The 21,128-nt window shown below is 59.7% G+C and carries 20 protein-coding genes; 13 read left to right on the forward strand and 7 right to left on the reverse strand.

What is annotated here, in order from left to right; genetic code table 11:
* Position 1 precedes the first annotated feature (1 nt).
* Complete coding sequence (locus ACVWXD_RS12105) at positions 2–1,984, reverse strand: hypothetical protein (protein WP_457371063.1); 1,983 nt, start codon at positions 1,982–1,984, stop codon at positions 2–4.
* 176 nt (positions 1,985–2,160) lie between these two features.
* Entirely contained in the window at positions 2,161–4,107 is a 1,947-nt protein-coding gene (locus ACVWXD_RS12110; RefSeq protein WP_401380966.1) for a hypothetical protein, read from the reverse strand.
* Positions 4,108–4,332: 225 nt separating this feature from the next.
* Between ACVWXD_RS12110 and ACVWXD_RS12115 the strand changes: the two genes are divergently transcribed.
* Genes ACVWXD_RS12115 through ACVWXD_RS12135 form a run of 5 tightly spaced genes read left to right on the forward strand, consistent with a single transcriptional unit; the run spans position 4,333 to position 9,424 of the window.
* Entirely contained in the window at positions 4,333–5,346 is a 1,014-nt protein-coding gene (locus ACVWXD_RS12115) for a LacI family DNA-binding transcriptional regulator (RefSeq protein WP_311736257.1), read from the forward strand.
* Between the two features lie 43 nt (positions 5,347–5,389).
* On the forward strand, positions 5,390–6,172 hold the full coding sequence (locus ACVWXD_RS12120; RefSeq protein ID WP_181643688.1) for a sugar phosphate isomerase/epimerase family protein: 783 nt from the start codon (positions 5,390–5,392) through the stop codon (positions 6,170–6,172).
* Positions 6,165–7,106 carry a sugar kinase gene (locus ACVWXD_RS12125; protein ID WP_122757134.1) on the forward strand — a complete coding sequence of 314 codons (942 nt, stop codon included), beginning with the start codon at positions 6,165–6,167 and terminating at the stop codon, positions 7,104–7,106. The genes ACVWXD_RS12120 and ACVWXD_RS12125 overlap by 8 nt, the downstream gene beginning before the upstream one ends.
* Positions 7,107–7,151: 45 nt before the next feature.
* Positions 7,152–8,450 carry an MFS transporter gene (locus ACVWXD_RS12130; protein ID WP_032887028.1) on the forward strand — a complete coding sequence of 433 codons (1,299 nt, stop codon included), beginning with the start codon at positions 7,152–7,154 and terminating at the stop codon, positions 8,448–8,450.
* A complete protein-coding gene (locus ACVWXD_RS12135) occupies positions 8,447–9,424 on the forward strand; it encodes a 2-hydroxyacid dehydrogenase (protein ID WP_099602897.1) in 978 nt (325 codons plus the stop codon). Before ACVWXD_RS12130 ends, ACVWXD_RS12135 begins: the two co-directional genes overlap by 4 nt.
* Positions 9,425–9,558: 134 nt before the next feature.
* On the opposite strand, the gene ACVWXD_RS12140 is transcribed toward ACVWXD_RS12135, so the two are convergent.
* Positions 9,559–11,184 carry a methyl-accepting chemotaxis protein gene (locus tag ACVWXD_RS12140; protein WP_286817827.1) on the reverse strand — a complete coding sequence of 542 codons (1,626 nt, stop codon included), beginning with the start codon at positions 11,182–11,184 and terminating at the stop codon, positions 9,559–9,561.
* Positions 11,185–11,416: 232 nt separating this feature from the next.
* On the opposite strand from ACVWXD_RS12140, the gene ACVWXD_RS12145 reads away from it, so the two are divergent.
* From ACVWXD_RS12145 to ACVWXD_RS12155, 3 genes are read left to right on the forward strand one after another with little or no spacing between them, the layout of a single operon-like run.
* Positions 11,417–12,844, forward strand: a complete 1,428-nt coding sequence (locus ACVWXD_RS12145) for a nucleobase:cation symporter-2 family protein (protein WP_099602898.1) — start codon at positions 11,417–11,419, stop codon at positions 12,842–12,844.
* Between the two features lie 12 nt (positions 12,845–12,856).
* Entirely contained in the window at positions 12,857–13,318 is a 462-nt protein-coding gene (locus ACVWXD_RS12150) for an LEA type 2 family protein (protein WP_457371064.1), read from the forward strand.
* An 18-nt stretch (positions 13,319–13,336) separates the two neighbouring features.
* Positions 13,337–13,882 carry a GNAT family N-acetyltransferase gene (locus tag ACVWXD_RS12155; RefSeq protein WP_457371065.1) on the forward strand — a complete coding sequence of 182 codons (546 nt, stop codon included), beginning with the start codon at positions 13,337–13,339 and terminating at the stop codon, positions 13,880–13,882.
* A 119-nt stretch (positions 13,883–14,001) separates the two neighbouring features.
* On the opposite strand, the gene ACVWXD_RS12160 is transcribed toward ACVWXD_RS12155, so the two are convergent.
* Complete coding sequence (locus ACVWXD_RS12160) at positions 14,002–14,928, reverse strand: carbon-nitrogen hydrolase family protein (RefSeq protein ID WP_032887037.1); 927 nt, start codon at positions 14,926–14,928, stop codon at positions 14,002–14,004.
* A gap of 91 nt (positions 14,929–15,019) precedes the next feature.
* Between ACVWXD_RS12160 and ACVWXD_RS12165 the strand changes: the two genes are divergently transcribed.
* Positions 15,020–15,940 (forward strand): LysR family transcriptional regulator, encoded by a 921-nt coding sequence (locus ACVWXD_RS12165; RefSeq protein ID WP_457371066.1) that lies wholly within the window; start codon positions 15,020–15,022, stop codon positions 15,938–15,940.
* Here ACVWXD_RS12165 and ACVWXD_RS12170 read toward each other — a convergent pair.
* Positions 15,912–16,166, reverse strand: a complete 255-nt coding sequence (locus ACVWXD_RS12170) for a hypothetical protein (RefSeq protein ID WP_003190904.1) — start codon at positions 16,164–16,166, stop codon at positions 15,912–15,914. The two genes, ACVWXD_RS12165 and ACVWXD_RS12170, sit on opposite strands and share 29 nt — an antisense overlap.
* Before the next feature lie 163 nt (positions 16,167–16,329).
* Between ACVWXD_RS12170 and ACVWXD_RS12175 the strand changes: the two genes are divergently transcribed.
* Positions 16,330–16,650: a DUF883 family protein gene (locus ACVWXD_RS12175; RefSeq protein WP_457371067.1), complete on the forward strand. Its 321-nt coding sequence runs from the start codon at positions 16,330–16,332 to the stop codon at positions 16,648–16,650.
* A 150-nt stretch (positions 16,651–16,800) separates the two neighbouring features.
* Here the strand turns inward: ACVWXD_RS12175 and ACVWXD_RS12180 are convergent, their stop codons facing one another.
* Both ACVWXD_RS12180 and ACVWXD_RS12185 read right to left on the reverse strand, forming a co-directional pair.
* Positions 16,801–17,838: an Ldh family oxidoreductase gene (locus ACVWXD_RS12180; protein WP_122764292.1), complete on the reverse strand. Its 1,038-nt coding sequence runs from the start codon at positions 17,836–17,838 to the stop codon at positions 16,801–16,803.
* 519 nt (positions 17,839–18,357) lie between these two features.
* Positions 18,358–18,627 carry a PepSY domain-containing protein gene (locus ACVWXD_RS12185; protein ID WP_016979404.1) on the reverse strand — a complete coding sequence of 90 codons (270 nt, stop codon included), beginning with the start codon at positions 18,625–18,627 and terminating at the stop codon, positions 18,358–18,360.
* Between the two features lie 141 nt (positions 18,628–18,768).
* Here ACVWXD_RS12185 and ACVWXD_RS12190 point away from each other — a divergent pair, with 141 nt between their 5' ends.
* The 3 genes from ACVWXD_RS12190 (at position 18,769) to ACVWXD_RS12200 (ending at position 21,089) form a co-directional block, all read left to right on the forward strand.
* Positions 18,769–19,764, forward strand: coding sequence for a FecR family protein (locus ACVWXD_RS12190; protein WP_095185903.1), 996 nt, complete (start codon positions 18,769–18,771; stop codon positions 19,762–19,764).
* Positions 19,765–20,091: 327 nt separating this feature from the next.
* Positions 20,092–20,541, forward strand: a complete 450-nt coding sequence (locus ACVWXD_RS12195) for a hypothetical protein (protein WP_032887045.1) — start codon at positions 20,092–20,094, stop codon at positions 20,539–20,541.
* Positions 20,541–21,089: a hypothetical protein gene (locus ACVWXD_RS12200; RefSeq protein ID WP_032887046.1), complete on the forward strand. Its 549-nt coding sequence runs from the start codon at positions 20,541–20,543 to the stop codon at positions 21,087–21,089. Before ACVWXD_RS12195 ends, ACVWXD_RS12200 begins: the two co-directional genes overlap by 1 nt.
* Positions 21,090–21,128: the final 39 nt, after the last annotated feature.

A 21,128-nucleotide genomic window follows, 5' to 3' on the forward strand; every position in this document is an offset into this window, starting at 1 on the left:
GTTACGCGGGCGTTCCATCGCAATAGTTATTGGACGTCACCATACGAATCGGAACAACCGCAGGTATCGATCGTGCCGGTGTTCCGGCGATGTCCAGAGAGTATTGGAACCAGAGCGTATTCCACGGCGCGGCGGCACCGACCACTTTGAGATGCGGATCGAACGGTTTGAGTTGGAAGATAAACCCTTTCGCCGCCATCTCCGCGTCCAGCGTAACTGAAGCTGTACCGCGTGTAGCCTCGATAGGGATATCGCCTAGAAGTCCCGTGGAAGCAACAAACTCAACGGTGATTTGTTTTCCATCCGCAAAAAACTCAGAATTGGGCGGAATCCTCACCTCAACATACTTCTCACTCCACGGCGTACCGGCATCTGTCGGCCGCAAGGAATCACAGATAAGCCTGCCTCTAGGATCCATGCTCCAGGGTCCCAAATGGAGAAACTCCGCCGGGTCGAGTTGATGAGTAATGGCGTCGTCCACGTTCACGGACGTGCTATCCGAGTAGTTACTATTGCTTGCCCCGGAGCGGCTCACCCCATAGAACACCGGAATATCGTCGCCATTGCCTCCCGCAGCAATCGCAGTTTTATCTACCTCGATTTCAACCTCAGTGCCAGGCCCATCGCCAGGCCCAACGGTGTATGAGCCTGCCGGGTTCAACTTGCTCCCCCAATACAGCGTAACGACGTCGTCTTCTTCCGGCTCAGGGTCGACAGACCACAAATCGAAGGTGGCCAGGATGGGGCCAACGTGATCGATGTCGGCGGAGTTCAGATAGTTCGTCGTGGGGGCCGACGCGGGGCCGGTGATGGTGACGATGTCCAGGTCTGGGCTAGGCTCGCCCGGAACCGGACCCGGAGGCCCAACAACGCTTAAATCAACACTCACCAGAGTGTCATCGGTCGGAGAATTGGTAGAGCCGGTCCTGATGATGTCATAACTGGCCGTCACCGAAACCGGGCCTTCCTGATCGGCGTACTCGTCCACAATCAGTTGGCCAGGGACCGTGAATTCGAACGGAAAAACCCCGCTTAGAGGCGCCAGAGCGGTGGTCTGGTCGCCCCAATGCAACCTGTATTGATCGCTCGGCTCCCATGCATATTGTGGAATGGCCCCCTTCACGCCGGCCTGCCATGCTTCGATATCCACCATCCCACCAGAGGGTGGTGCAACGATTACAAGAGGATCCAGGTTCAGGTTTGCACTGCGCTTAAGCCTGCGCCCGGTGGGGATTCTGGAAATCTCGCTGTAATTGCCGGCAGCGTCGACGAATTGGTAGTAAGCAAATAAAATGCCATCAGCCATAGCAGCAATGGCTGAAATAGGTACGTTGAACACTGTTCCACCAGCCTCCATGGGTTTGCTGCCCAAAGAGGGCGCATCGTCGGGCGGCTGGATGGCGGTAAGCCAGACCCGGGCCACGGTGTCCCCCGCCTCATAATCCCCATAGCCAGGAATATCAAGCTCAAACCCTCCGGGGTTCAGGTCCAAGGTCTCTTGCGTAATATCAACACCGAGAGGCAATGAAGCCGGCCAAACAACTCTTGCAGGTGCTTCACTCTTACCGGGCGCTTTGTAAGGACCGTACAGATCAATCTTGACCCGTTGTTGGGCAGAGAAGTCTAAATAATCACTGCCCGAACCGGGCCTTACTTTAAACCTGAGATCAAACTCACCATGGCCGAGGGGTGCGATATTGGTGGTCACCTGAACGAAAGGTCCCGAAGGTTGAACTGGAAAGAAAATGGGATCCAGCGGTATCCAGAAGGCTTGCCCAACCACGCTGAAATAGATCTGCAGTACGTCCCCGTCATCCGGGAAGGCCCAGATCGGGCAGTCAACCCTCAAACCGCCATCGCTCTCCAAGTACGGTCGCCAGATCAAACCACTTGTACTATTGAGGGCCTGAGGAAAAATCGGCGCAGCCAGGTTGGGGGTTTCCCAGTCCGCCACACTTGCTTTTTTTGAACGGTTAATTGCCATCTCAGTTTCTCCTTGCCAGTAGTAAGGCGCTCAAGAATGACCCGGGTATGTTGTCGGCCGCTCAGCAACCGAAACAGCCGCCAGCCCGTACATAACCAAGTTCAAATCAAGCACGATGAAGAACGATCAATTAATCTTTAATTACCCTTCACAGCCACGAATGGAAACTTCGCTTTTTAGTCCGGACCATCACCACCAGGTCCACAAAACAGTGGCAAACTATGTGATTTACGCCGATCAATTTTTATATAACGAATCGATGAGCTGCCTATGCGAGTTTTATTACGCCATACCGTGAACTCAGCATAAGCGCCTGCCTCGTCTTTCATGGGTTTTACATAAGGAACATAAGGCACGACACATTCGTAATAACCCTGAGCCTCATGGGCGGCCGACCAATAATCCACAAACACCTCAGTGGTTTCCGGGATAGGCTGGTTGCCGCCGAAGCCAAGCGTACCCTGCCATTTCAGCCGCACTTCGTCCCCTATCTTGATATCAGGATGTTTGAGCACGTGAACACGAACCCCGTCCCAGATGGGTGGGTCGGTGTCACAGTTCAACCAGGCGTTACTGTTTGCATGTGGAAATTCCGGCCGAGGAAATCTAACTGGCGGGGCTATATTTATATTCACCAGTTGACTGGGCGCCAGTTGATCATTCACACCATTACGGGTTCGATAACTCACTGGGAACGCCGGGTTATTGGGTGTTTCAGCAACCACCGACCAGGCAATAGGGGTAAATGTCACCAAGGCCCCTGCTACGTCCCCGGGCTGTACATGATAGGAGGCCACTGGCTCTTCTTTATCTCCCCAATACAAGTCCAACCACTTACCGACACTCGGACCGTCGGGCAGAGCGACGGTCGCCGTGACAGGTTGATCCGAATCACTGAAATCCAAGTGGTTGGCCGTATCGGAAACCGCACCGCGAATCTCGACCCGCTCCAAGTGTCGATTCAACTCATCAGGTGCCTGATCATGATCCACGCCAAAGACCCGGAAGTCGGCATCGACATGCCGCACGGGCGATGGAATGGCCGTCGGAACGCCTGCACGATAAATGAAGTATTGGACCGGTAGATGGGTCTGCAGGTAACCCTTCTGGATCAACGTAGACCAGGGCACCGGCACCACTTTCGGGAAACCCTCGACCCCCTCTCTTGCCAGAACAATACCGTCCCAGCTGACCACTACCTCGTCTGCCGGATCCCAATCGAAATAGGCTTCAAACCTCACACTGACGCCCGCACGTGCATCCGCGCGATCAATCAGGCCGTCAAATTCGTAGGCAAGGACTTGGGGTGGTTTAAGCCCACTTGGAGACGGTTTCAAATTGATGTAGACGGGCGTAGGCCCCGAATAATTGGTCTGCTGGTTACCTGCCTGGTCACGCAGGCCATAACGAATAAACCGCGGGCCATTCGGTAATTGTCGAAACAAAATAGAAGGCAGAGTGACTAGCAACAGATCCTGAACAGTCGTGAGCGTGTACGTATAGTTGGCCTCGAAAGGGTTCGACTCTTCGCTCAATAATAAAAAAATCAATATATCGTCACGGAGTTGGGCATCTATATACCTAGGAATACGCAGACCCGTGTTCTCATACTTGCTCAAATACTCTTCAGTGACGCCGTGCTGGATGATCTCGTTGTTTATGAAGGTCGCAGGCTGCAAAGGCCCTGTCCCACCGGGCGGTATCCAGTCCAGTGTGAAGGTCGTGGTATATGGGCAGTGTTCTATGCCGCCGGGTCCGTCAACATAATAGGTAAGGTCATAGGAGCCGCTGATCTTCAGCCAATTTCCGCCTATGGTCAGCTCCACAGGGAAATCGTCTTCCTGGCTCAGTGGCCCTTCTAATGGAATCGGTGTCAGCGGATAGGCTGGCTCAGGCGTATGAGGTTTGATGAAGAAGTGGACATAGTCCGTCTCACCCTCTTGGGCAGGGAACCTCCAGATGTTCTTCAACTGAATTTTTATCGGGTGGTACAAAAACTCAGTGGGAATCAATCCGACTGGATCACCCTCAATGGCATCCACTACTACAGCGGCCTCAAGTGACGATACCTGCCCTCCTGAACGGCCGCAGAAGGATTTTTGGGTGGTCTTCGAAAGCGTCATCGTGCGCTCCTTGATGCTCAGACAGACAGGTAGAAAACCATGGCTGGATCAAATTAAGCGCCCATTTCGAACCTCTGGATACTGTCATAAGTAACAGGTAGGCGACCCCTTTCGTCGGATTCCACAGGAGCCTCCCGACGAGCGCCCCCTTGACGCAAGGGTTGTGTTGGTGTTTCCTGAAACCGGTTTCAAGGCAACCTCCAAACTAATAAAAAAGGCTCTACCGTGACTTCCTTTTCCGATGCCCAGCGCTCTCGCGTCACCATGCTCGACGTCGCCCAACACGCCGGTGTATCCAAGGCCAGCGTGTCGCGCTTTATCGGCGACGACCGTGCCCTGCTCTCCGATGCCATTGCCTTGCGCATCGAGCAAGCCATCGAACAGCTTGGCTACCGCCCCAACCAGATGGCCCGTGGCCTGAAACGTGGCCGCACCCGTCTGATCGGCATGCTGGTAGCCGATATCCGCAACCCCTATTCCATTGCCGTGATGCACGGCGTCGAAACCGCCTGCCGCCAGCACGGCTACAGCCTGGTGGTGTGCAACACCGACCGCGACGACGAGCAGGAACGCCAACACCTGGCTGCACTGCGCTCGTACAACATCGAAGGGCTGATCGTGAATACCCTCGGCCATCACCTCGACCAACTGCTGGAACTGCAACGAGAAATGCCTCTGGTGCTGGTGGACCGCAAGGTCGAGCCGCTGCACAGCGACCTTGTGGGGCTGGATAACCCGGCAGCAGTGCGCATGGCGGTGGAGCATCTGGAACAACAGGGTTATCGCAAGGTATTGCTGGTGAGCGAAGCCGCCGATGGCACCAGTTCACGGGTAGAACGCTTGGGCAGTTTCAAGGCCGAAATTGCCCGGCGCCCGGCGCTGACCGGCGCGGTGCTGGAGTTGGATGGCAACCTCGAAACCGGCCTAAAGAATTTTCTCGCCAAGCCCGGCCCCAAGGCGGTGTTTTGTGCCAACGGCGTCGCCGCGCTGGCCTGTACTCATGCGCTCAAGACGCTGGGCTGCAACTTGTTTGAAGACGTGGGCCTGATCGCCCTGGATGACCTGGATTGGTATCCATTGGTGGGCAACGGCATCACCGCCCTCGCCCAGCCGACCGAGGCAATTGGCGCCAGCGCGTTCGACTGCCTACTCAAGCGCTTGCGCGGTGACGATGCACCCACGCGCACCCTGGACTTCCTGCCACAACTGATCGTTCGCGGTTCTACCCACCGTCGATAATTTTTTTGCACAAAAATGAAACCGGTTTCAGAGGTAAACAACAATGCATAAATACCCCGTCTCCATCAGCCTTTCGAGCTACGGCGCCGACTTGGTCCGCCAGCAAGGCCAGTTGAGTTTTGTCCAGCTATTGGCCGCCGCCGGTGCCCAACGCATCGAGTGGCGAGAAGAGTTGCTGACCGGCGAAAACGCCGCCGAACTCGCCCAGGCCGCTGCCGAAAAAGGGCTGGAAGCCGTGTTCTCATCGCCCCTGGAACTGTGGGTCGCCGGTCGCGCCCAACCCAACGCCGAACTGAACGCGACTCTGGACCGCGCCCAGGCTTTTGGCGCGCACTGGTTGAAAGTCTCACTCGGTTACTTCACCGACACTAACGATCTGGAAAGCCTGCACGCCCTGCTCAACCGCCACCCGGTCCATCTGTTGGTGGAAAACGACCAGACTCTGCACGGCGGGCGCATAGAGCCCATGCAGCGGTTCTTCACCGAGGTCGAGCGCCTGGGCCTGCCGGTGAAAATGACCTTCGACATCGGCAACTGGCAATGGCAGGACCAATCCGCCCTCACCGCTGCGCGCCTGTTGGGCCGGCATGTGGACTACCTGCACTGCAAGGCCGTGGCCCGCCGCCCGGACGGCAAGCTGGTCGCGCTGCCGCCTGGCGCCACCGACCTGCACCTGTGGGAACAACTGCTCAAGCACATGACTCAAGGCATTACGCGGGCGGTGGAATTTCCGCTGCAAGGCGATGACCTGATTGATGTCACCGCCCAACAGGTCGCCACCCTTGCCCTGCTCGGCCAACCCCGCCAGGAGAATGCCCATGTCTGAGATCGATATCCTGTCGTTCGGTGAAACCATGGCGATGTTCGTCGCCGAGCAGACCGGTGATTTGGCGCAGGTCAGCCAGTTTCACAAACGCATCGCCGGAGCCGACAGCAATGTCGCCATTGGCCTGTCGCGCCTGGGCTTCAACGTGGCCTGGCTGAGCCGGGTAGGCAACGACTCACTCGGCCGCTACGTGGTCGACACCCTGCAAAAGGAAGGCCTGGATTGCCGCAATGTGGCCGTCGACCCGCTGCACCCCACCGGTTTTCAGTTCAAGTCCCGCGAAGAAGCCGGCGCCGATCCCCAGGTGGAGTATTTCCGCAAAGGCTCGGCTGCCAGCCATTTGTCCATCGCCGCCATCAGCCCGGCGCTGCTGCAAGCCCGTCATTTGCACGCCACCGGGATTCCGCCGGCGTTGTCCGAGGCCACCGGTGAACTGTCCGTCGAGTTGATGACCCAGATGCGCAAGGCCGGGCGCAGCGTGTCATTCGACCCGAACCTGCGGCCGTCGCTGTGGGCCAGCCAAGCCCAGATGATCCGCCGGATCAACGCCCTCGCCGGCCTGGCCGATTGGGTGTTGCCGGGCTTGAGCGAAGGCCGCCTGCTTACCGGTTTCGACGACCCGGCCGACATCGCCGCGTTCTACCTGGACCAGGGCGCCGAAGCCGTGGCCATCAAGCTCGGCCCGGACGGCGCCTACTACCGCACCCACCTGGACCAAGGCTTCGTCGCCGCCGTACAGGTGGACAAGGTCGTGGACACCGTCGGCGCCGGCGATGGGTTTGCCGTGGGCATGATCAGTGCCCTGCTGGAAAACCTGAGTTTCCCCGAGGCGGTACAGCGCGGTAACTGGATCGGCAGCCGCGCCGTGCAAAGCCGTGGCGATATGGAAGGCCTGCCCACCCGCGCTGAATTACCCACCCGATCCGTTGCGTGACCCACACCCTGTTGCCACAACTACAACAAGCTCAGGAGCAACCTTATGGAAACCGTGAAATTCGCCACCCGTCGTTGGTGGTACATCATGCCCATCGTTTTTATCACCTACAGCCTGGCCTATCTGGACCGCGCCAACTACGGCTTCGCCGCCGCCTCCGGGATGGCCGAAGACTTGATGATCACTCCCGGCATGTCGTCGTTGCTGGGCGCACTGTTTTTCCTCGGCTACTTTTTCTTCCAGGTGCCGGGTGCGATCTACGCGCAGAAGCGCAGTGTTAAAAAACTGATTTTCGTCAGCCTGATCCTCTGGGGCGGCCTGGCCACCCTGACCGGCGTGGTGTCCAACGCCTACATGCTGATCGTTATTCGTTTCATGCTCGGCGTGGTCGAAGCCGCAGTGATGCCGGCGATGCTGGTGTACCTGTGCCACTGGTTCACCCGCGCCGAACGATCGCGGGCCAACACCTTCCTGATCCTCGGCAACCCGGTGACCATGCTGTGGATGTCGGTGGTGTCGGGTTACCTGGTGCAGCATTTCAGTTGGCGTTGGATGTTTATCATCGAAGGCCTGCCCGCGGTGCTGTGGGCGTTTATCTGGTGGAAGCTGGCCGATGAGCGTCCCAAGGATGCCAAGTGGCTGAGCGACAGCGAAAAGCACAGCCTGGAAACCGCCCTCGCCGCCGAACAGGTGGGCATTAAGGCGGTTAAAAATTACGCCGAAGCGTTCCGCTCGCCCAAGGTGATCATCCTGGCGCTGCAGTTTTTCTGCTGGAGCATCGGCGTGTACGGCTTTGTGCTGTGGCTGCCGTCGATCCTCAAGGCCGGTTTGCAGATGGACATGGTCGAAGCAGGCTGGCTGTCGGCACTGCCGTACCTGGCGGCAGTGATCGGCATGCTGGTGGTGAGCTGGGGGTCGGACAAACTGCAAAAACGTAAACGCTTTGTATGGCCGCCGCTATTGATTGCCTCCATCGCGTTCTATGCCTCCTACGTACTCGGCGCCGAACACTTCTGGTGGTCCTACACCCTGCTGGTGATTGCCGGGGCCTGCATGTATGCGCCTTATGGACCGTTTTTCGCGATCGTCCCGGAAATCCTGCCCGCCAACGTCGCCGGCGGCGCCATGGCGCTGATCAACAGCATGGGCGCGCTCGGCTCGTTCGGCGGTTCGTACCTGGTGGGCTACCTCAATAGCAGCACGGGTTCACCCGGCGCTTCGTACCTGCTGATGAGCGGTGCGTTGATGCTGGCGGTGGTGCTGACGATTTTCCTCAAGCCAGGCGCCAGCGACCGTGAGCGCGTGCCCCTGCAAACCCTCGAATTGAAGGTAAAAGCCCAATGAAAAAGTCTGTGGTGTTGTACAAGAAACTCTCCGCGCCGCTGATGGCCCGCCTGCATGAACAGGCCGAGGTCACGCTGATCGAAGCCCTGGACGACACCGGCCTGGCCAAGCTGCGCGACGCCCTGCCGACCGCCCATGGCCTGCTGGGCGCGAGCCTGCGCCTGGATGCCAAATTGCTGGATCTGGCGCCTCACCTGGAGGCGGTAGCCAGCGTGTCGGTCGGGGTCGACAACTACGACATCGACTACCTGACCCAACGCGGCATCCTGCTCAGCAACACGCCGGACGTGCTGACCGAAACCACCGCCGACACCGGCTTCGCGCTGATCCTCGCCACCGCCCGGCGCGTGGTGGAACTGGCTGATATGGTGCGCGCCGGCCAATGGAACAAAAACATCGGCCCCTCGCACTTTGGCAGCGATGTGCACGGCAAGACCCTGGGTATCATCGGCATGGGCCGCATCGGCGAAGCCCTGGCCCAGCGCGGGCATTTTGGCTTTGGCATGCCGGTGATCTACCACAGCCATTCGCCCAAGCCGGCGGTGGAACAACGCTTTGGCGCGCAATACCGCAGCTTGAACGACTTGCTGGAGCAAGCCGATTTTGTCTGCCTGACGTTGCCGCTTACGGCTGAAACCGAAAAACTGATCGGCGCGCAAGAGTTTACGCGGATGGGCCCCGAGACGATCTTCATCAATATCTCGCGGGGCAAGGTGGTCGACGAAGCGGCGCTGGTCGAGGCGTTGCAGCAGCGCACAATTCGGGCAGCGGGGCTGGATGTGTTCGAAAAGGAACCGCTGGATCACGGCTCGCCGTTGCTGCGTTTGAACAACGTGGTGGCAACCCCGCATATCGGCTCGGCGACCCATGAGACGCGGGAGGCGATGGCCACCTGTGCGGTGGATAATCTGCTGGCGGCATTGGCGGGCGAACGGCCAAAAAACCTGGTGAACCCAGATGCCTGGAAACACTAGTTTCTAACACTGCGTAGAACACATGTGGGAGGGGGCTTGCCCCCGATAGCGGTGGATCAGTTATAGATATCTTGACTGACACACCGCCATCGGGGGCAAGCCCCCTTCCACATTTGATTGCTTTGCACAGTGGGTCAGATCACGAACTTGGCCACCATCCCGTTCAAATCCACCGCCAGGCGTGACAGTTCATGGCTGGCAGCGCTGGTCTGGTTGGCCCCCGCCGCCGACTGGGTGGCCAGGTCGCGGATATTCACTAGGTTGCGGTCCACCTCGCGGGACACCTGAGCCTGTTCCTCCGAGGCGCTGGCGATCACCAGGTTGCGCTCGTTGATCAGGCTGATCGACTGGGTAATCTGCTCCAGCGCCACCCCGGCGGCGCGGGCCATTTCCAGGGTGCTCTGGGTACGTTGATTGCTCTGCTGCATCGATTGCACCGCTTCACCGGTGCCGTTCTGGATGCCGGCGACCATTTTTTCGATTTCCTGTGTCGACTGCGCGGTGCGGTGAGCCAAGGCCCGCACTTCGTCCGCCACCACCGCAAAGCCACGCCCGGCTTCACCGGCGCGGGCCGCTTCAATGGCGGCGTTGAGCGCCAGCAGGTTGGTCTGCTCAGCGATCGCGCGGATCACATCAAGCACCTTGCCGATATCGCGGCCCTGAGTGGCCAGGCCTTCGATCATCGCGGCGGTGTTCTGCACGTCCTGGGTCATGGTCTGGATCGCGCCGACGGTTTCCACCACCCGGTCGCGCCCTTCCCGTGCAGCCTGGTTCGACTGGCTGGACGCCTCAGAGGTGGACACCGCATTACGTGCCACTTCTTCGACTGCGGCGGTCATCTCGTTAACCGCGGTGGCCGCCTGATCGATTTCATTGTTCTGTTGCTGCAAGCCTTTGGAGGCTTCTTCGGTGACCGCGCTGAGCTCCTCGGCGGCAGACGCCAGTTGGGTGGCCGAACCGGCGATGTGCTGGATGGTCTGGCGCAGGTTCGCTTGCATCGCGGCCAGGGCGCCGATCAAGCGAGCCGGTTCGTCGTTGCCGTCGTCTGCGATGGTGCTGCTGAGGTTGCCGGCGGCGATGGTTTCGGCCACGGTCACGGCTTTGCGCAACGGCGTGACGATGCTGCGGGTCAGCAACCAGGCCAGTAATACGGTGAGCAACGCGGCGGCGACCGAGACCATAATCACGCCGGTGATGGCACTGTCGTACCCTCGCCCAGCTTCAGCGTCGGCGGTCTTGGCGTCAGCGGCGTTGATGGCAATCAACTTGTTCAGCTGTTCGCCCATCTGATCGGTGCCGTCCTTGATCCGGGTGTTGATCAGCGCACGCATTTCATCGACCTTGCCTTGCCTGGACAGGGTCAGCATGTCGGTCTGGGCCTTGAGGTAGTTGTCCAGGGTCGTACCAAATGTCTTGTACAAAGCCGCCTCTTCCGGCCCGGCGGGCAGCGTGGCGTAACCGGCCTGGGCGGTCTTGACCTTGTCGGCCAACACACCGATGCGGGTTTCTGCTTCCTGCAAAGCGGCCGGTTCACGGTTGACCAGCACGCGAAAGGACAGGATGCGCAGGCGCAGCACGTTTTCCGTGATCGTGCCCAGGTACGTCACGCTGGGCAGCAGGTTGGCACTCATGGCCACTGACGCCTCGCGAATCAGGGTCATGCGGTTGACCGCAAACACTCCAAGAACAACCACTAACAGCGCGATGAACGCGAAACCCAGAGAAGCACGAGGGGCGATATTCAGGTGACGGAGGGACATAGGCGAGACTCTCAGGAGTAGTGTTTGCGCGCGTCCCTGCCGCGAAACGATCCGCCGGTGTCAACGCACCGCTCAGACCTTGGCCCACTGTTGTTATTGAGGGGTGGGCCTATAAACGGTATCGGCCGGCTGCAGCATTTTATGCAGGGGGTTCATAAATATTTTTTTACACTTCTGACGACTAGCGGTTTCTGGCATCCTGCGCCTCCATTTTCTGACCCGAGCCCTCAACTTGTCTGACGCTCAAGCCCCCCGCCCGCGCTATAAATCCGACCTGATCTACGGCCTGGAAGACCGCCCACACTTCACCGCAGCGATCTTTGCCGCGTTGCAGCATGTGCTGGCGAGTTTCGTCGGCATCATCACCCCAACCCTGATCGTCGGCGGTGTGCTCGGCCTGGAAAGCGAAGTGCCGTACCTGGTGAGCATGGCGCTGTTTGTGTCGGGGCTCGGCACTTTTGTGCAGGCACGCAAGTTCGGCCCGATCGGTTCGGGGCTGCTGTGCCTGCAAGGCACCAGTTTTTCGTTTATCAGCGTGATCCTCAGCGCGGGTTTCATGGTCAAGGCCCGGGGCGGCGGCACCGATGAAATCCTTTCGACCATCTTTGGCATCTGCTTTTTCGCGGCGTTTATCGAAGTGGTCCTGAGCCAATTCATCGGCAAACTGCGCAAGCTGATCACCCCGGTGGTCACCGGCACCATCATTACCTTAATGGGCTTATCGCTGATCAAGGTGGCGGTCACCGACATGGCCGGTGGCTTCGGCGCCAGTGACCTGGGTGCCGCGAGCAATATGGGCCTGGCGGCGCTGGTGCTCGTGACCATCGTGGTGCTCAACCGCTTCAACAACCCGTTCCTGCGCCTGGGCTCGATCGTAATCGGCCTGACATTGGGCTTTGTGGTCGCCTGGTGGATGGGCCGCGTCGACCTGGCCGCCTTGCCCCACGTGCCCTTGATCAGCGTGCCGGTGCCGTTCAAGTACGGCTTCTCGTTCGACTGGGTGGCGTTTATCCCAGTGGCAGTGATCTTCCTGATTTCGCCGCTGGAAGCGGCGGGTGATCTGACAGCCAACTCAATGATTTCCCAGCAGCCGGTCAAGGGTCCGCTGTATATCAAGCGCATCAAGTCCGGCTTGCTGGCCGACGGCCTCAACTCGGCGATGGCGGCCACGTTCAACAGCCTGCCGATGGTGACCTTCGCGCAGAACAACGGCGTGATCCAGCTGACCGGCGTGGCCAGTCGCTACGTGGCGTACTTCATCGCGGGTTTACTGGTACTGCTGGGGCTGTTCCCGATGATCGGCGCGGTGCTGCAACTGATGCCCAAGCCGGTGCTGGGCGGCGCAACCCTGATCATGTTCGGCACGGTGGCCGTGGCTGGCATCAAGATCCTCGCCGAAGCCGGGCTGCACCGGCGCAATGTGCTGATCGTGGCGATCTCCCTGGGCATGGGCCTGGGCGTCGCCGCCGTGCCGGAAGTACTGCGTGACCTGCCCAAAGCCCTACACAACATCTTCGAGTCGCCGATTACCGTGGGCGCGTTCTGTGCGATCCTGCTGAACATTTTCCTGCCGGAAGAGTTCATAGAACTGCAAGAAGATGAATTTGATCCGGAGTCCTCCACCCTCAAAGTGATGCAGGACCCGGACGTCACGAAATAGGAGCACCTTTGTATGCGCAAGCTCATGGTTCTATCACTGTTGCTGCTGACCTTGAGCGCCTGCGCGCTGTTCCCCAACCGCGACCCGGTCAACATCAATGTGGTGGGCATCGAGCCACTGCAAAGCCAGGAACTGGAAGTGCGCTTCGTCGTGAAACTGCGGGTGCAAAACCCCAATGAAATGGCGATCGACTACAACGGCGTGGCCCTGGACCTGGAGGTCAATGGCCGGCCGTTGGCGTCGGGTGTCAGTGATCAGGCCGGAAGCATCCCACGCTTTTCCGAGGCCGTTCTGAGGGTCCCCGTCAGCGTTTCTGCGTTCTCGGTGTTGCGCCAGACCCTGGGCCTGAGCCAGACCCAAAGCTTGAACAATCTGCCGTATGTGCTGCGCGGCAAACTCGCGGGTGGGCTGTTTGGCACGATGCGGTTTGTGGATCGCGGTACCCTGGACCTACCCAATACTGCCACTTGGTAAACCTGGAGTTTCTGCAACATGGATGCGTTGCCTACCCTTTACACCGAACGCCTGATCCTACGCCCGCTGACGCTGGACGATGCGGACGCCGTCCAACAGCACTTTCCCCACTGGGACGTGGTGCGTTACCTCAACGCCCTCGTGCCCTGGCCCTACCCGGCTGAGGGCGCCCTCGCCTATCTGCAAAACGTGGCCTTGCCGGCCATGGCACGGGGCGAGGAATGGCATTGGTCAATCCGCCTCAAAACCGCGCCTGAACAACTGATCGGCAACGTCAGCCTGATGGATGAAGTGGATAACAACCGTGGCTTCTGGCTGGCGCCCGCATGGCAAGGCCAGGGATTGATGACCGAAGCCAGCGCGGCGGTGACCGACTATTGGTTCGGCGTGCTGCAACGCCCCGTGATGCGTGTCCCCAAGGCAGCGCCCAACCTGGGGTCGCGGCGAATTTCCGAGCGTACGGGGATGCGCTTGATCAGGACCGATGAGGGGCAGTTTGTCGAAGGCACCTTCCCACGGGATATCTGGGAGATGACCCGCGAGGAGTGGTTGGAATCCCAATGACCCAAACGCTGAAATCAACTGTGGGAGGGGGCTGCCCCCGATGGCAGTGGGTCAGTCACACCTGCACCCATTGACACAGCGTCTTCGCGAGCACGCCCGTTCCCACATTTAGACCCGGTTCAGTCTGTAACAAAGCGCACGCCCGGCTTGGCCCGCTCATCCACCGTCAGCTCAAACACATCCGGGCGAGCGTAGTGCCCCACCACGTCATAGTCGTACCGCGCCTTCACCAAGTCATCGGTGTTGATCTGCGCCGTCAACAGCCCAGCCCCACCCAGCAACGGCCCCGCGAGGATGTCGCCCATGGGGCCGACAATCACACTGCCGCCAGCAATCAACGGACGGCCTGCTGGCCAGTTGGCAATCTCCAGCCCCAATGCCTCGGGCGAAGCTTGCACCTGGCACGCGCTCACCACAAAACAGCGCCCTTCATGGGCCACATGACGCATGCTCACCTGCCACATTTCGCGCTCATCCACTGTTGGCGCGCACCAGACCTCGACGCCCTTGGCGTACATCGCCGTGCGTAACAGCGGCATCATGTTTTCCCAGCACACCGCGCCACCGAGACGCCCTACTGCGGAGTCGATCACTGGCAAGGTGGAGCCATCGCCCTTGCCCCAGATCAGCCGTTCGGTGCCGGTGGGCATCAGCTTGCGATGCTTGGCCACCAGACCACCCGAGGGTTCGAAATACAGCACGGTGCAATACAGCGTGCTGCCACTGCGCTCGATCACACCCAGGACCAAGCTGGCGCCGGTGCGCGCCGACAAGCCGGCCAGCGCCTCGGTTTCAGCGCCTGGCACATCAATAGCGTTGGCAAAGTAACGGGCAAACGCCTCGCGCCCCTCGGGCAGGCGGTAGCCCAGTTGTGTGCCGAAGCCTTCGCCTTTGGGATAGCCGCCCAGCAGCGCCTCGGGCATGACCACCAATTGCGCGCCGCTGCGTTTGATCTCGTCCTCGTAGCCCAGGATTTGTTCAAGGGTTGCCGCCTTGCCGTCCGGCAACGAACCGAGTTGCAAAGCTGCCACAGTAGAAACAGGCATTACGATCACTCCGAATTAGGGGGGTTGCCCATTCTCCGGCCAGCCGTGATCATGAATAAAGCCCACCTCAGCACTGAATGATATGAGCCAAATGAATATCGCCCAGGTCGATCTGAACCTGCTGAAGACCTTCGAAGCGCTGCACGACGAATCCAGCGCCAGCCGCGCGGCATTGCGCCTGGGCGTCACGCAATCGGCCATCAGTGCGGGCTTGCGACGCTTGCGCGAGGTGTACGGCGACCCGCTGTTCGTGCGCACGGGCCGAGGCCTGGCGCCGACGTTGCGGGCCAATCAGTTAAAGCCGGTGATCAGCGAGGCGCTGGACCGTTGCCGACAGAGCCTGGCGATGGTCAACCCGGATAACCCGCATTACCAAGGGCGTTCCGTGGTAGTGGGGTTGTCCGATGATTTCGAGATCGCCTACGGTCGCCGCTTAATGCAGGAGATCGCTCAACGTTTGCCGAAACTGCGCGTGATCTTTCGCCAGACCCACAGCCAGATCGTGGCAGGCGCCCTACTCGACCGCACGCTCGATCTGGCAATTACCGCCGGCGGGTTTGCGCAGAACCGTTTGAGTCGACAGGTATTGGCGGAAGGAGACTACCGTTGCCTGGTAGACCCCGGCAGTCTTGCGCCGGACCAGAACAGCATCGGCCTGGAAGAGTTCGTCAGCCGCGAGCATGTGCTGGTGTCGTCCGGCGGTTTTATTGGGATTACGGATGAGGGCCTTGCAGCGCTGGGGTTGAGCCGGCAGGTGTGTGCGTCGACCAGCCACTTTGCCGCGCTGCCGTTTTTGCTCAAGGGCAGCCACGCGGTTGCGACCATTCCGGGGCATGCGGCACAGGCGATCGCCGAGATGACAGGCCTGCGCGTACTGCCCTGCCCGCTGGCGCTGCCGCGCTACCCCGTGGAACTCGGCTGGCGGACACAGGCCCAGTTGGACCCTATGTTGCTCAAAGTACGTGAGGCGATTGCCGCCAGCTTTACTTCGCCGCTGCCATCAGCTTATTGACTTCGCTGCGCACCATATTGGAAAACTCTGGCGGTGACATGCCATCAAGCTCTGCGCGGACCCACTCGGCCCACTTGCCCTTGCGCTTGGCACGCTCACCGAACAACCGCGCCGCTTCGCCCTTGGCCTTGCCCAGATTGGTTTGCCACAGGTCATAGAGGCGGGACTTTTCATCTTCCAGCTCGGCACGTTCGGCGAGGGTCTTGTTGGCGAGATTGAAGCTCATGTTGAATTACCTGCTGCACAAATAGGCGACATCTTACACTGTAGGTCGAAATTTCCTGATTCGGATTTTGGCTGGAACTGCGCTCAAGCAAAAAAACTGCAACTTTTGCCATCGCGCGATACTCCATTGTTCACTGTCACATTCACTCGCAAGGAGTCACACAATGGCCCGCAAAACTTCTGCCCAAGCTGTCGAAGACCAGATCAAGGATCAAGCCTTCAGCGAACTCACCGCGCTGATCGAAGAGTCGGACAAACTGCTCAAAAGCAGCGCCGCCCTGGTAGGCGAAGAAGGCGAAACCCTGCGTGAGCAGGTCGCGATCAAACTCAAGCAAGCCCTGGACTCAGTGTCCAACGTGCGCGAGCGTAGCAAGCCGGTGGTGGATGCCACCGAAACCTACATCGGTGGCCACCCGTGGCAAACCGTGGCCATTTCCGCAGGTTTTGGCCTGGTAGTGGGTTTGTTGCTGGGTCGTCGTAACTGATCAAGCAAGCGGCGCAATAGCAACCACACCGCTGATGCTATTGCGCCGTTGCCCTGGCTCTTGATCTGCTTGTGATCTTGATTTTAAGCACCCGACAAACAGTTATCGCTGGCAAGCCAGCGCCTACATTTAGGCTGCGCCAAACCCTTCTCAGTCAATCACCAGCGCCTGTAATCGCGCCAGATCCTCAGCCTCCAGCTCAATCCCCACCTCCAACGACTTCGTCCGCGTGCGATGACGTCGATCCCCCGGCAACCTGCGCAACCCTGCCGCATGCATCTGCCGCACCAGTTCCTGGCTGCGCTCGGCAAAGCTTTGCCCAGCGGTTTTACTTGGGTCGATCACGATCAGCAACTGCCCAGTCCACGGCGTGCGGGCGCCTGGGTGATCTGCCCAATCAAACTCAAAGGAGAAGTTGCCTCCGGTCAACGCCGCCGCCAACAGCTCGACCATCATCGACAACGCCGACCCCTTGTGCCCGCCAAACGGCAGCAACGCGCCGCCTTCGAGCACGGCTTTAGGGTCAGTGGTGGGTTGGCCGAGGCTGTCGACGCCCATGCCCGGCGGCAATCGCTCGCCCTTGCGCGCGGCTATTTGCACGTCGCCATGGGCAATGGCGCTGGTGGCCAGGTCGAAGACAATGGGCGCGCCATCGGCACGCGGTGCGGCGAAGGCGATGGGGTTGGTGCCGAACAACGGGCGGTCGGCGCCATGGGGCACCACGCAGGTCATGCTGTTGACTACGCTCAGCGCCACCAGGCCTTCTTCGGCGAAAGGTTCGACGTCGGGCCACAGCGCCGCAAAGTGATGGGAGTTGTGAATCGCCAGCAACGCAATGCCGGCGCTGCGGGCCTTGTCCACCAGCAACCCACGCGCTGCCGCCAGGGCCGGCTGAGCGAACCCGTTGCCGGCGTCGACCCGCACGAAGCCGGACGCCACGTCGGTGACCACCGGCACCGCCTGGCCGTTGACCCAGCCGCTGGCCAGGGTGCTGAGGTAACCAGGAATGCGGAAGATGCCGTGGCTGTGAGCGCCATCGCGCTCGGCGCTGGCGCAGTTGTGCGCAAGGATCGCCGCGACGTCGGGCGAGGTGCCGTGCTTGACGAAGATCGCCTGCAGCAACGCCTTCAGCTCGTTGAAACCCATGAATGCTGTAGCACTGTCGATGATCGGGGACTGGGCAGACATCTGTAGCTCCGATTTTATAATTGGAAGAGACAACAACAATCCAGACCCGTCGATTAAACAACGCCTCCTGTGCTTGCTGTCAACGTCCGCTTGCCGCCGAAGCAGTTATCTACCGCCCCGCCCCTGGCGCAAGCGCCTACCGTGGAGCCTCGTGATTGCCAGTTTGATGGAGCGAGCACCATGGCGACGCTTTCCCCGCCGTACTTTTTCGACGAATTCCTGCTGCCTGCCGGGCGTAAACAGCCGAGCCTGCAAGGGATGCTCGATAGCCTGCTCGGACACGCGGGGGATTTTTTCAGCCGTGACTCGCAGCAAAAAAGACCGTCGCTGGCTGGCCTCACAACCGTTGCGCGAGGCGCGGCTGCAGTTGTATGCCAAACAAGCCCGGCCCCAGGAGCAAACCCATATCGTTCGTCAATATCGGCTACGAAAGCGGCGCCGTGACCGCAGACCTGCATGAACAGCGAACTGGGGCGCAGTCTGAAAGCGGGAGCCTGAGCAGGCTCCCGGCGGGGTAGATCAGTCTTTCTGGTCGCGCAGGATATTGCCCGAAGCGCCGTCGATACGTGCTTCATAAACGGTGCCGTCGGACTTGCGCCCTTTGACTTCCCAATAACCGTTGTCGTCGGCTTCAGCGGCGTAGACCTCGACATAGCCTGCCTTGGTCTTGGCCACTTCGATGGCCTTCTCGATGGTGATCCAGCCCGCACCCGGTTTATCGGCCAGCGCGGCGCCGGCGCTGAGCAGCGCAGTGGTTGCACACAGGGCGACTAAGGTTTTCTTCAGCATTTTCGTTCTCCATTGTAGGAATGTCCTGAATTTTTTAGGCGCCTCCAAACGAGAATAAGTTCCAATTGATGTGCAATCGCCATGATGGATGTTCTCGCGATGCACCCTGGGGGTTAGAATGTGGGAAATCAGGATGAGTTAATGAGCGAAAAGTCCCTTTCAGAAGCCGAATATGACGCCATCACCGACGCCGCTGCGCATTGGTGCATGCGTATGCATGCAAGTGATTGCACCCCCGGTGAACGTCAGGCTTTTGCCCAATGGCACGATTGCGACCCGCTGCACGCCTTCGAATACGCCGCGATGCTGGAAATCTGGGACGTCGCCGACCATCTGCCCCGCCACGAACCCACCGCCTTGGTGGTGCCGTTCAAACCGCGCAGTCGGCTACGTACCTACGCCGCCGCGGCAGCCATATGCCTGGCAGCCTTACCGGTGGCGGCCTTTACCGGTTGGGAAGCGGGCTGGCTGCCCAATGCCTACGAGCGCTTTGAAGCCGCCGATGGTTTGCGCCAGGTGACGTTGGGGGATGGCAGTCAAGTGGAGCTGAACCTCGGCACAGAACTGGTCTACAGCAACTACAAGGACCAACGTCGGGTCACGCTGAAAAAGGGCGAAGCGTTTTTCAAAGTCAGCCACGACCGTGAGCATCCGTTCGTCGTGCGTGCCGGCGAAGGCCAGGTGCAGGTGACGGGCACGCAATTCAATGTGTGGAAATATGGCGATCAGGTGCGGGTCATGCTGCTTGAAGGCGCAGTCCAGATCTCCAGCGACCGGATCCACGGCAGCGTGCCGCTTACCCCCGGGATGCAGGCCAGCTATCAACTGGGCGACGCCACACCGCGTGTCGCCACGATCAGCCCCAACGACAGCGCGCTGGCCTGGCGCCAGGGCAAGCTGATCCTCGACAACCTGGCCCTGGTCGACGCGTTGCCGCTGATCAACCGCTACCTGAACAAACCGGTGATGCTCGCAGATGCCAGCACCGGGGCGATTCGCATTGGCGGGATCTACAACATCAATGAAGTCAACAACCTCATCCCCTCCCTGCCCAAGGTGCTGCCGGTCTACCTGACCCAGAACCAGGATGGCAACCCCGTGCTCAACTCCATTCCGCGTCAATCCCCTAAAGGCTGAGCCTGATCCACATCCCCGGGCTTCTTTGCGCCCGCAGTGTCCATTTTTGAAACACACGGCGCCTCTGAAGCGCCCGTACTGTGCGGATTCATCGATTTGTCATGGGCGGTGTTACAGCGGTGATACAACAGGGTGAATCGTTTGTGGTACGGCCGCGTGCGCGTGCCGTGACCGCAGGTGTATCAGCCATGAAACAGCACTGACATCACTTTGCCCTCGATTTACTCCAACCTATTGAAAACAAACACTAAATAAAAAGCGGCACGGCTTCTGCTCTATCCCTTACAGCGCTGTTTAGGGTCAGCGCGAAGAATAGGGAATGCCGCCGTGATCACACTCACTCAAGGTCCGATGAACGTACTGCTGATCAGCTGTGTACTCAGCGTCGGCATCAGTGTTCCAAGCTTTGCAGGCGATGGCGTGATCGTGACAGGGCGCAACGTACAGGCTCACATGTACGGTCGCGCCGCCTTCGGTAAAGACCCCTACCCCACCACCGCCAACGCCAATCCCAGCCGCGACATCATCGGTGCAACCGGCGAGCTCAGTGATATGGATATCGGCGGCATCAGCAGCGGCTCCAGCATAGTCGGCGCGATTCCGACGAACAACACCTTGACCGGCCTGCATGCCACGCAAAACAGCATGTCCACCCTGGGGGCCGGCTCTGCCGCCGGCCACGGTGCGGGCAGCAGCATGGGTGGACAGATCAGCGACTCGATCCAGCGCGGCATGGCGCCGCTGAACAACATCGGCAGCATGATGGGGGGCAAGTAATGAACCGCTCCCTGCTCGTTCTCGCCCTGCTGGCCGCCGCTCCGGTCTTCGCCGACAACACCGCGGTGATCAACAACAGCGGCCAACAATACGAAGGTGTCGTGTCGATCAACCAGGCGGCCGGCAACCAGCAACAAATGTCCAACAGCCGTGCCATTGCGCTCGGTGGCCAGGCCACCAACGTCAACATCCAGCGCCAGAACGGCAGCGTCGACCCGTCCCTGAACGCCAAAGCGGCGATTCATGGCACCTCTTTTACCAACGGCAACGGTGTGCTGGGTATCAACCAGTCGGCCGGGGCCAATAACCAATCAGTCAATGCCGTGCGGATCAGCATTAACCCTGGCCCGCAAAGCATTGATGACAGCGTCCTGTTGCAACAGAACTCGACGCAGTTGACCGACTCAGGGCTCACCCCCACCACTGGCAGCCGCCAGGTCGCTACCAGCGACCAGGCCTTCACAGGCAGCCGAGGAGTGATTCAGGTGAACCAGAGTGCCGGGGTGGGGAACCGAGTGGCTAACACCCTAGGCATCACTATCAAGTAAACGCTTGGTAGTACTCGTTAGACCGTACCAACACTTAAC

Source organism: Pseudomonas sp. TE3911, from assembly GCF_054062775.1.

What these genes read in the sequence shown, in the direction of transcription:
- ACVWXD_RS12170 (WP_003190904.1), bottom strand. Translation starts at nt 16,166, where the DNA reads ATGAGCTTCAATCTCGCCAACAAGACCCTCGCCGAACGTGCCGAGCTG.
- ACVWXD_RS12200 (WP_032887046.1), top strand. Translation starts at nt 20,541, where the DNA reads ATGAACCGCTCCCTGCTCGTTCTCGCCCTGCTGGCCGCCGCTCCGGTC.
- ACVWXD_RS12165 (WP_457371066.1), top strand. Translation starts at nt 15,020, where the DNA reads ATGAATATCGCCCAGGTCGATCTGAACCTGCTGAAGACCTTCGAAGCG.
- ACVWXD_RS12120 (WP_181643688.1), top strand. Translation starts at nt 5,390, where the DNA reads ATGCATAAATACCCCGTCTCCATCAGCCTTTCGAGCTACGGCGCCGAC.
- ACVWXD_RS12180 (WP_122764292.1), bottom strand. Translation starts at nt 17,838, where the DNA reads ATGTCTGCCCAGTCCCCGATCATCGACAGTGCTACAGCATTCATGGGT.
- ACVWXD_RS12185 (WP_016979404.1), bottom strand. Translation starts at nt 18,627, where the DNA reads ATGCTGAAGAAAACCTTAGTCGCCCTGTGTGCAACCACTGCGCTGCTC.
- ACVWXD_RS12125 (WP_122757134.1), top strand. Translation starts at nt 6,165, where the DNA reads ATGTCTGAGATCGATATCCTGTCGTTCGGTGAAACCATGGCGATGTTC.
- ACVWXD_RS12110 (WP_401380966.1), bottom strand. Translation starts at nt 4,107, where the DNA reads ATGACGCTTTCGAAGACCACCCAAAAATCCTTCTGCGGCCGTTCAGGA.
- ACVWXD_RS12150 (WP_457371064.1), top strand. Translation starts at nt 12,857, where the DNA reads ATGCGCAAGCTCATGGTTCTATCACTGTTGCTGCTGACCTTGAGCGCC.
- ACVWXD_RS12190 (WP_095185903.1), top strand. Translation starts at nt 18,769, where the DNA reads ATGAGCGAAAAGTCCCTTTCAGAAGCCGAATATGACGCCATCACCGAC.
- ACVWXD_RS12160 (WP_032887037.1), bottom strand. Translation starts at nt 14,928, where the DNA reads ATGCCTGTTTCTACTGTGGCAGCTTTGCAACTCGGTTCGTTGCCGGAC.
- ACVWXD_RS12105 (WP_457371063.1), bottom strand. Translation starts at nt 1,984, where the DNA reads ATGGCAATTAACCGTTCAAAAAAAGCAAGTGTGGCGGACTGGGAAACC.
- ACVWXD_RS12135 (WP_099602897.1), top strand. Translation starts at nt 8,447, where the DNA reads ATGAAAAAGTCTGTGGTGTTGTACAAGAAACTCTCCGCGCCGCTGATG.
- ACVWXD_RS12175 (WP_457371067.1), top strand. Translation starts at nt 16,330, where the DNA reads ATGGCCCGCAAAACTTCTGCCCAAGCTGTCGAAGACCAGATCAAGGAT.
- ACVWXD_RS12140 (WP_286817827.1), bottom strand. Translation starts at nt 11,184, where the DNA reads ATGTCCCTCCGTCACCTGAATATCGCCCCTCGTGCTTCTCTGGGTTTC.
- ACVWXD_RS12155 (WP_457371065.1), top strand. Translation starts at nt 13,337, where the DNA reads ATGGATGCGTTGCCTACCCTTTACACCGAACGCCTGATCCTACGCCCG.
- ACVWXD_RS12130 (WP_032887028.1), top strand. Translation starts at nt 7,152, where the DNA reads ATGGAAACCGTGAAATTCGCCACCCGTCGTTGGTGGTACATCATGCCC.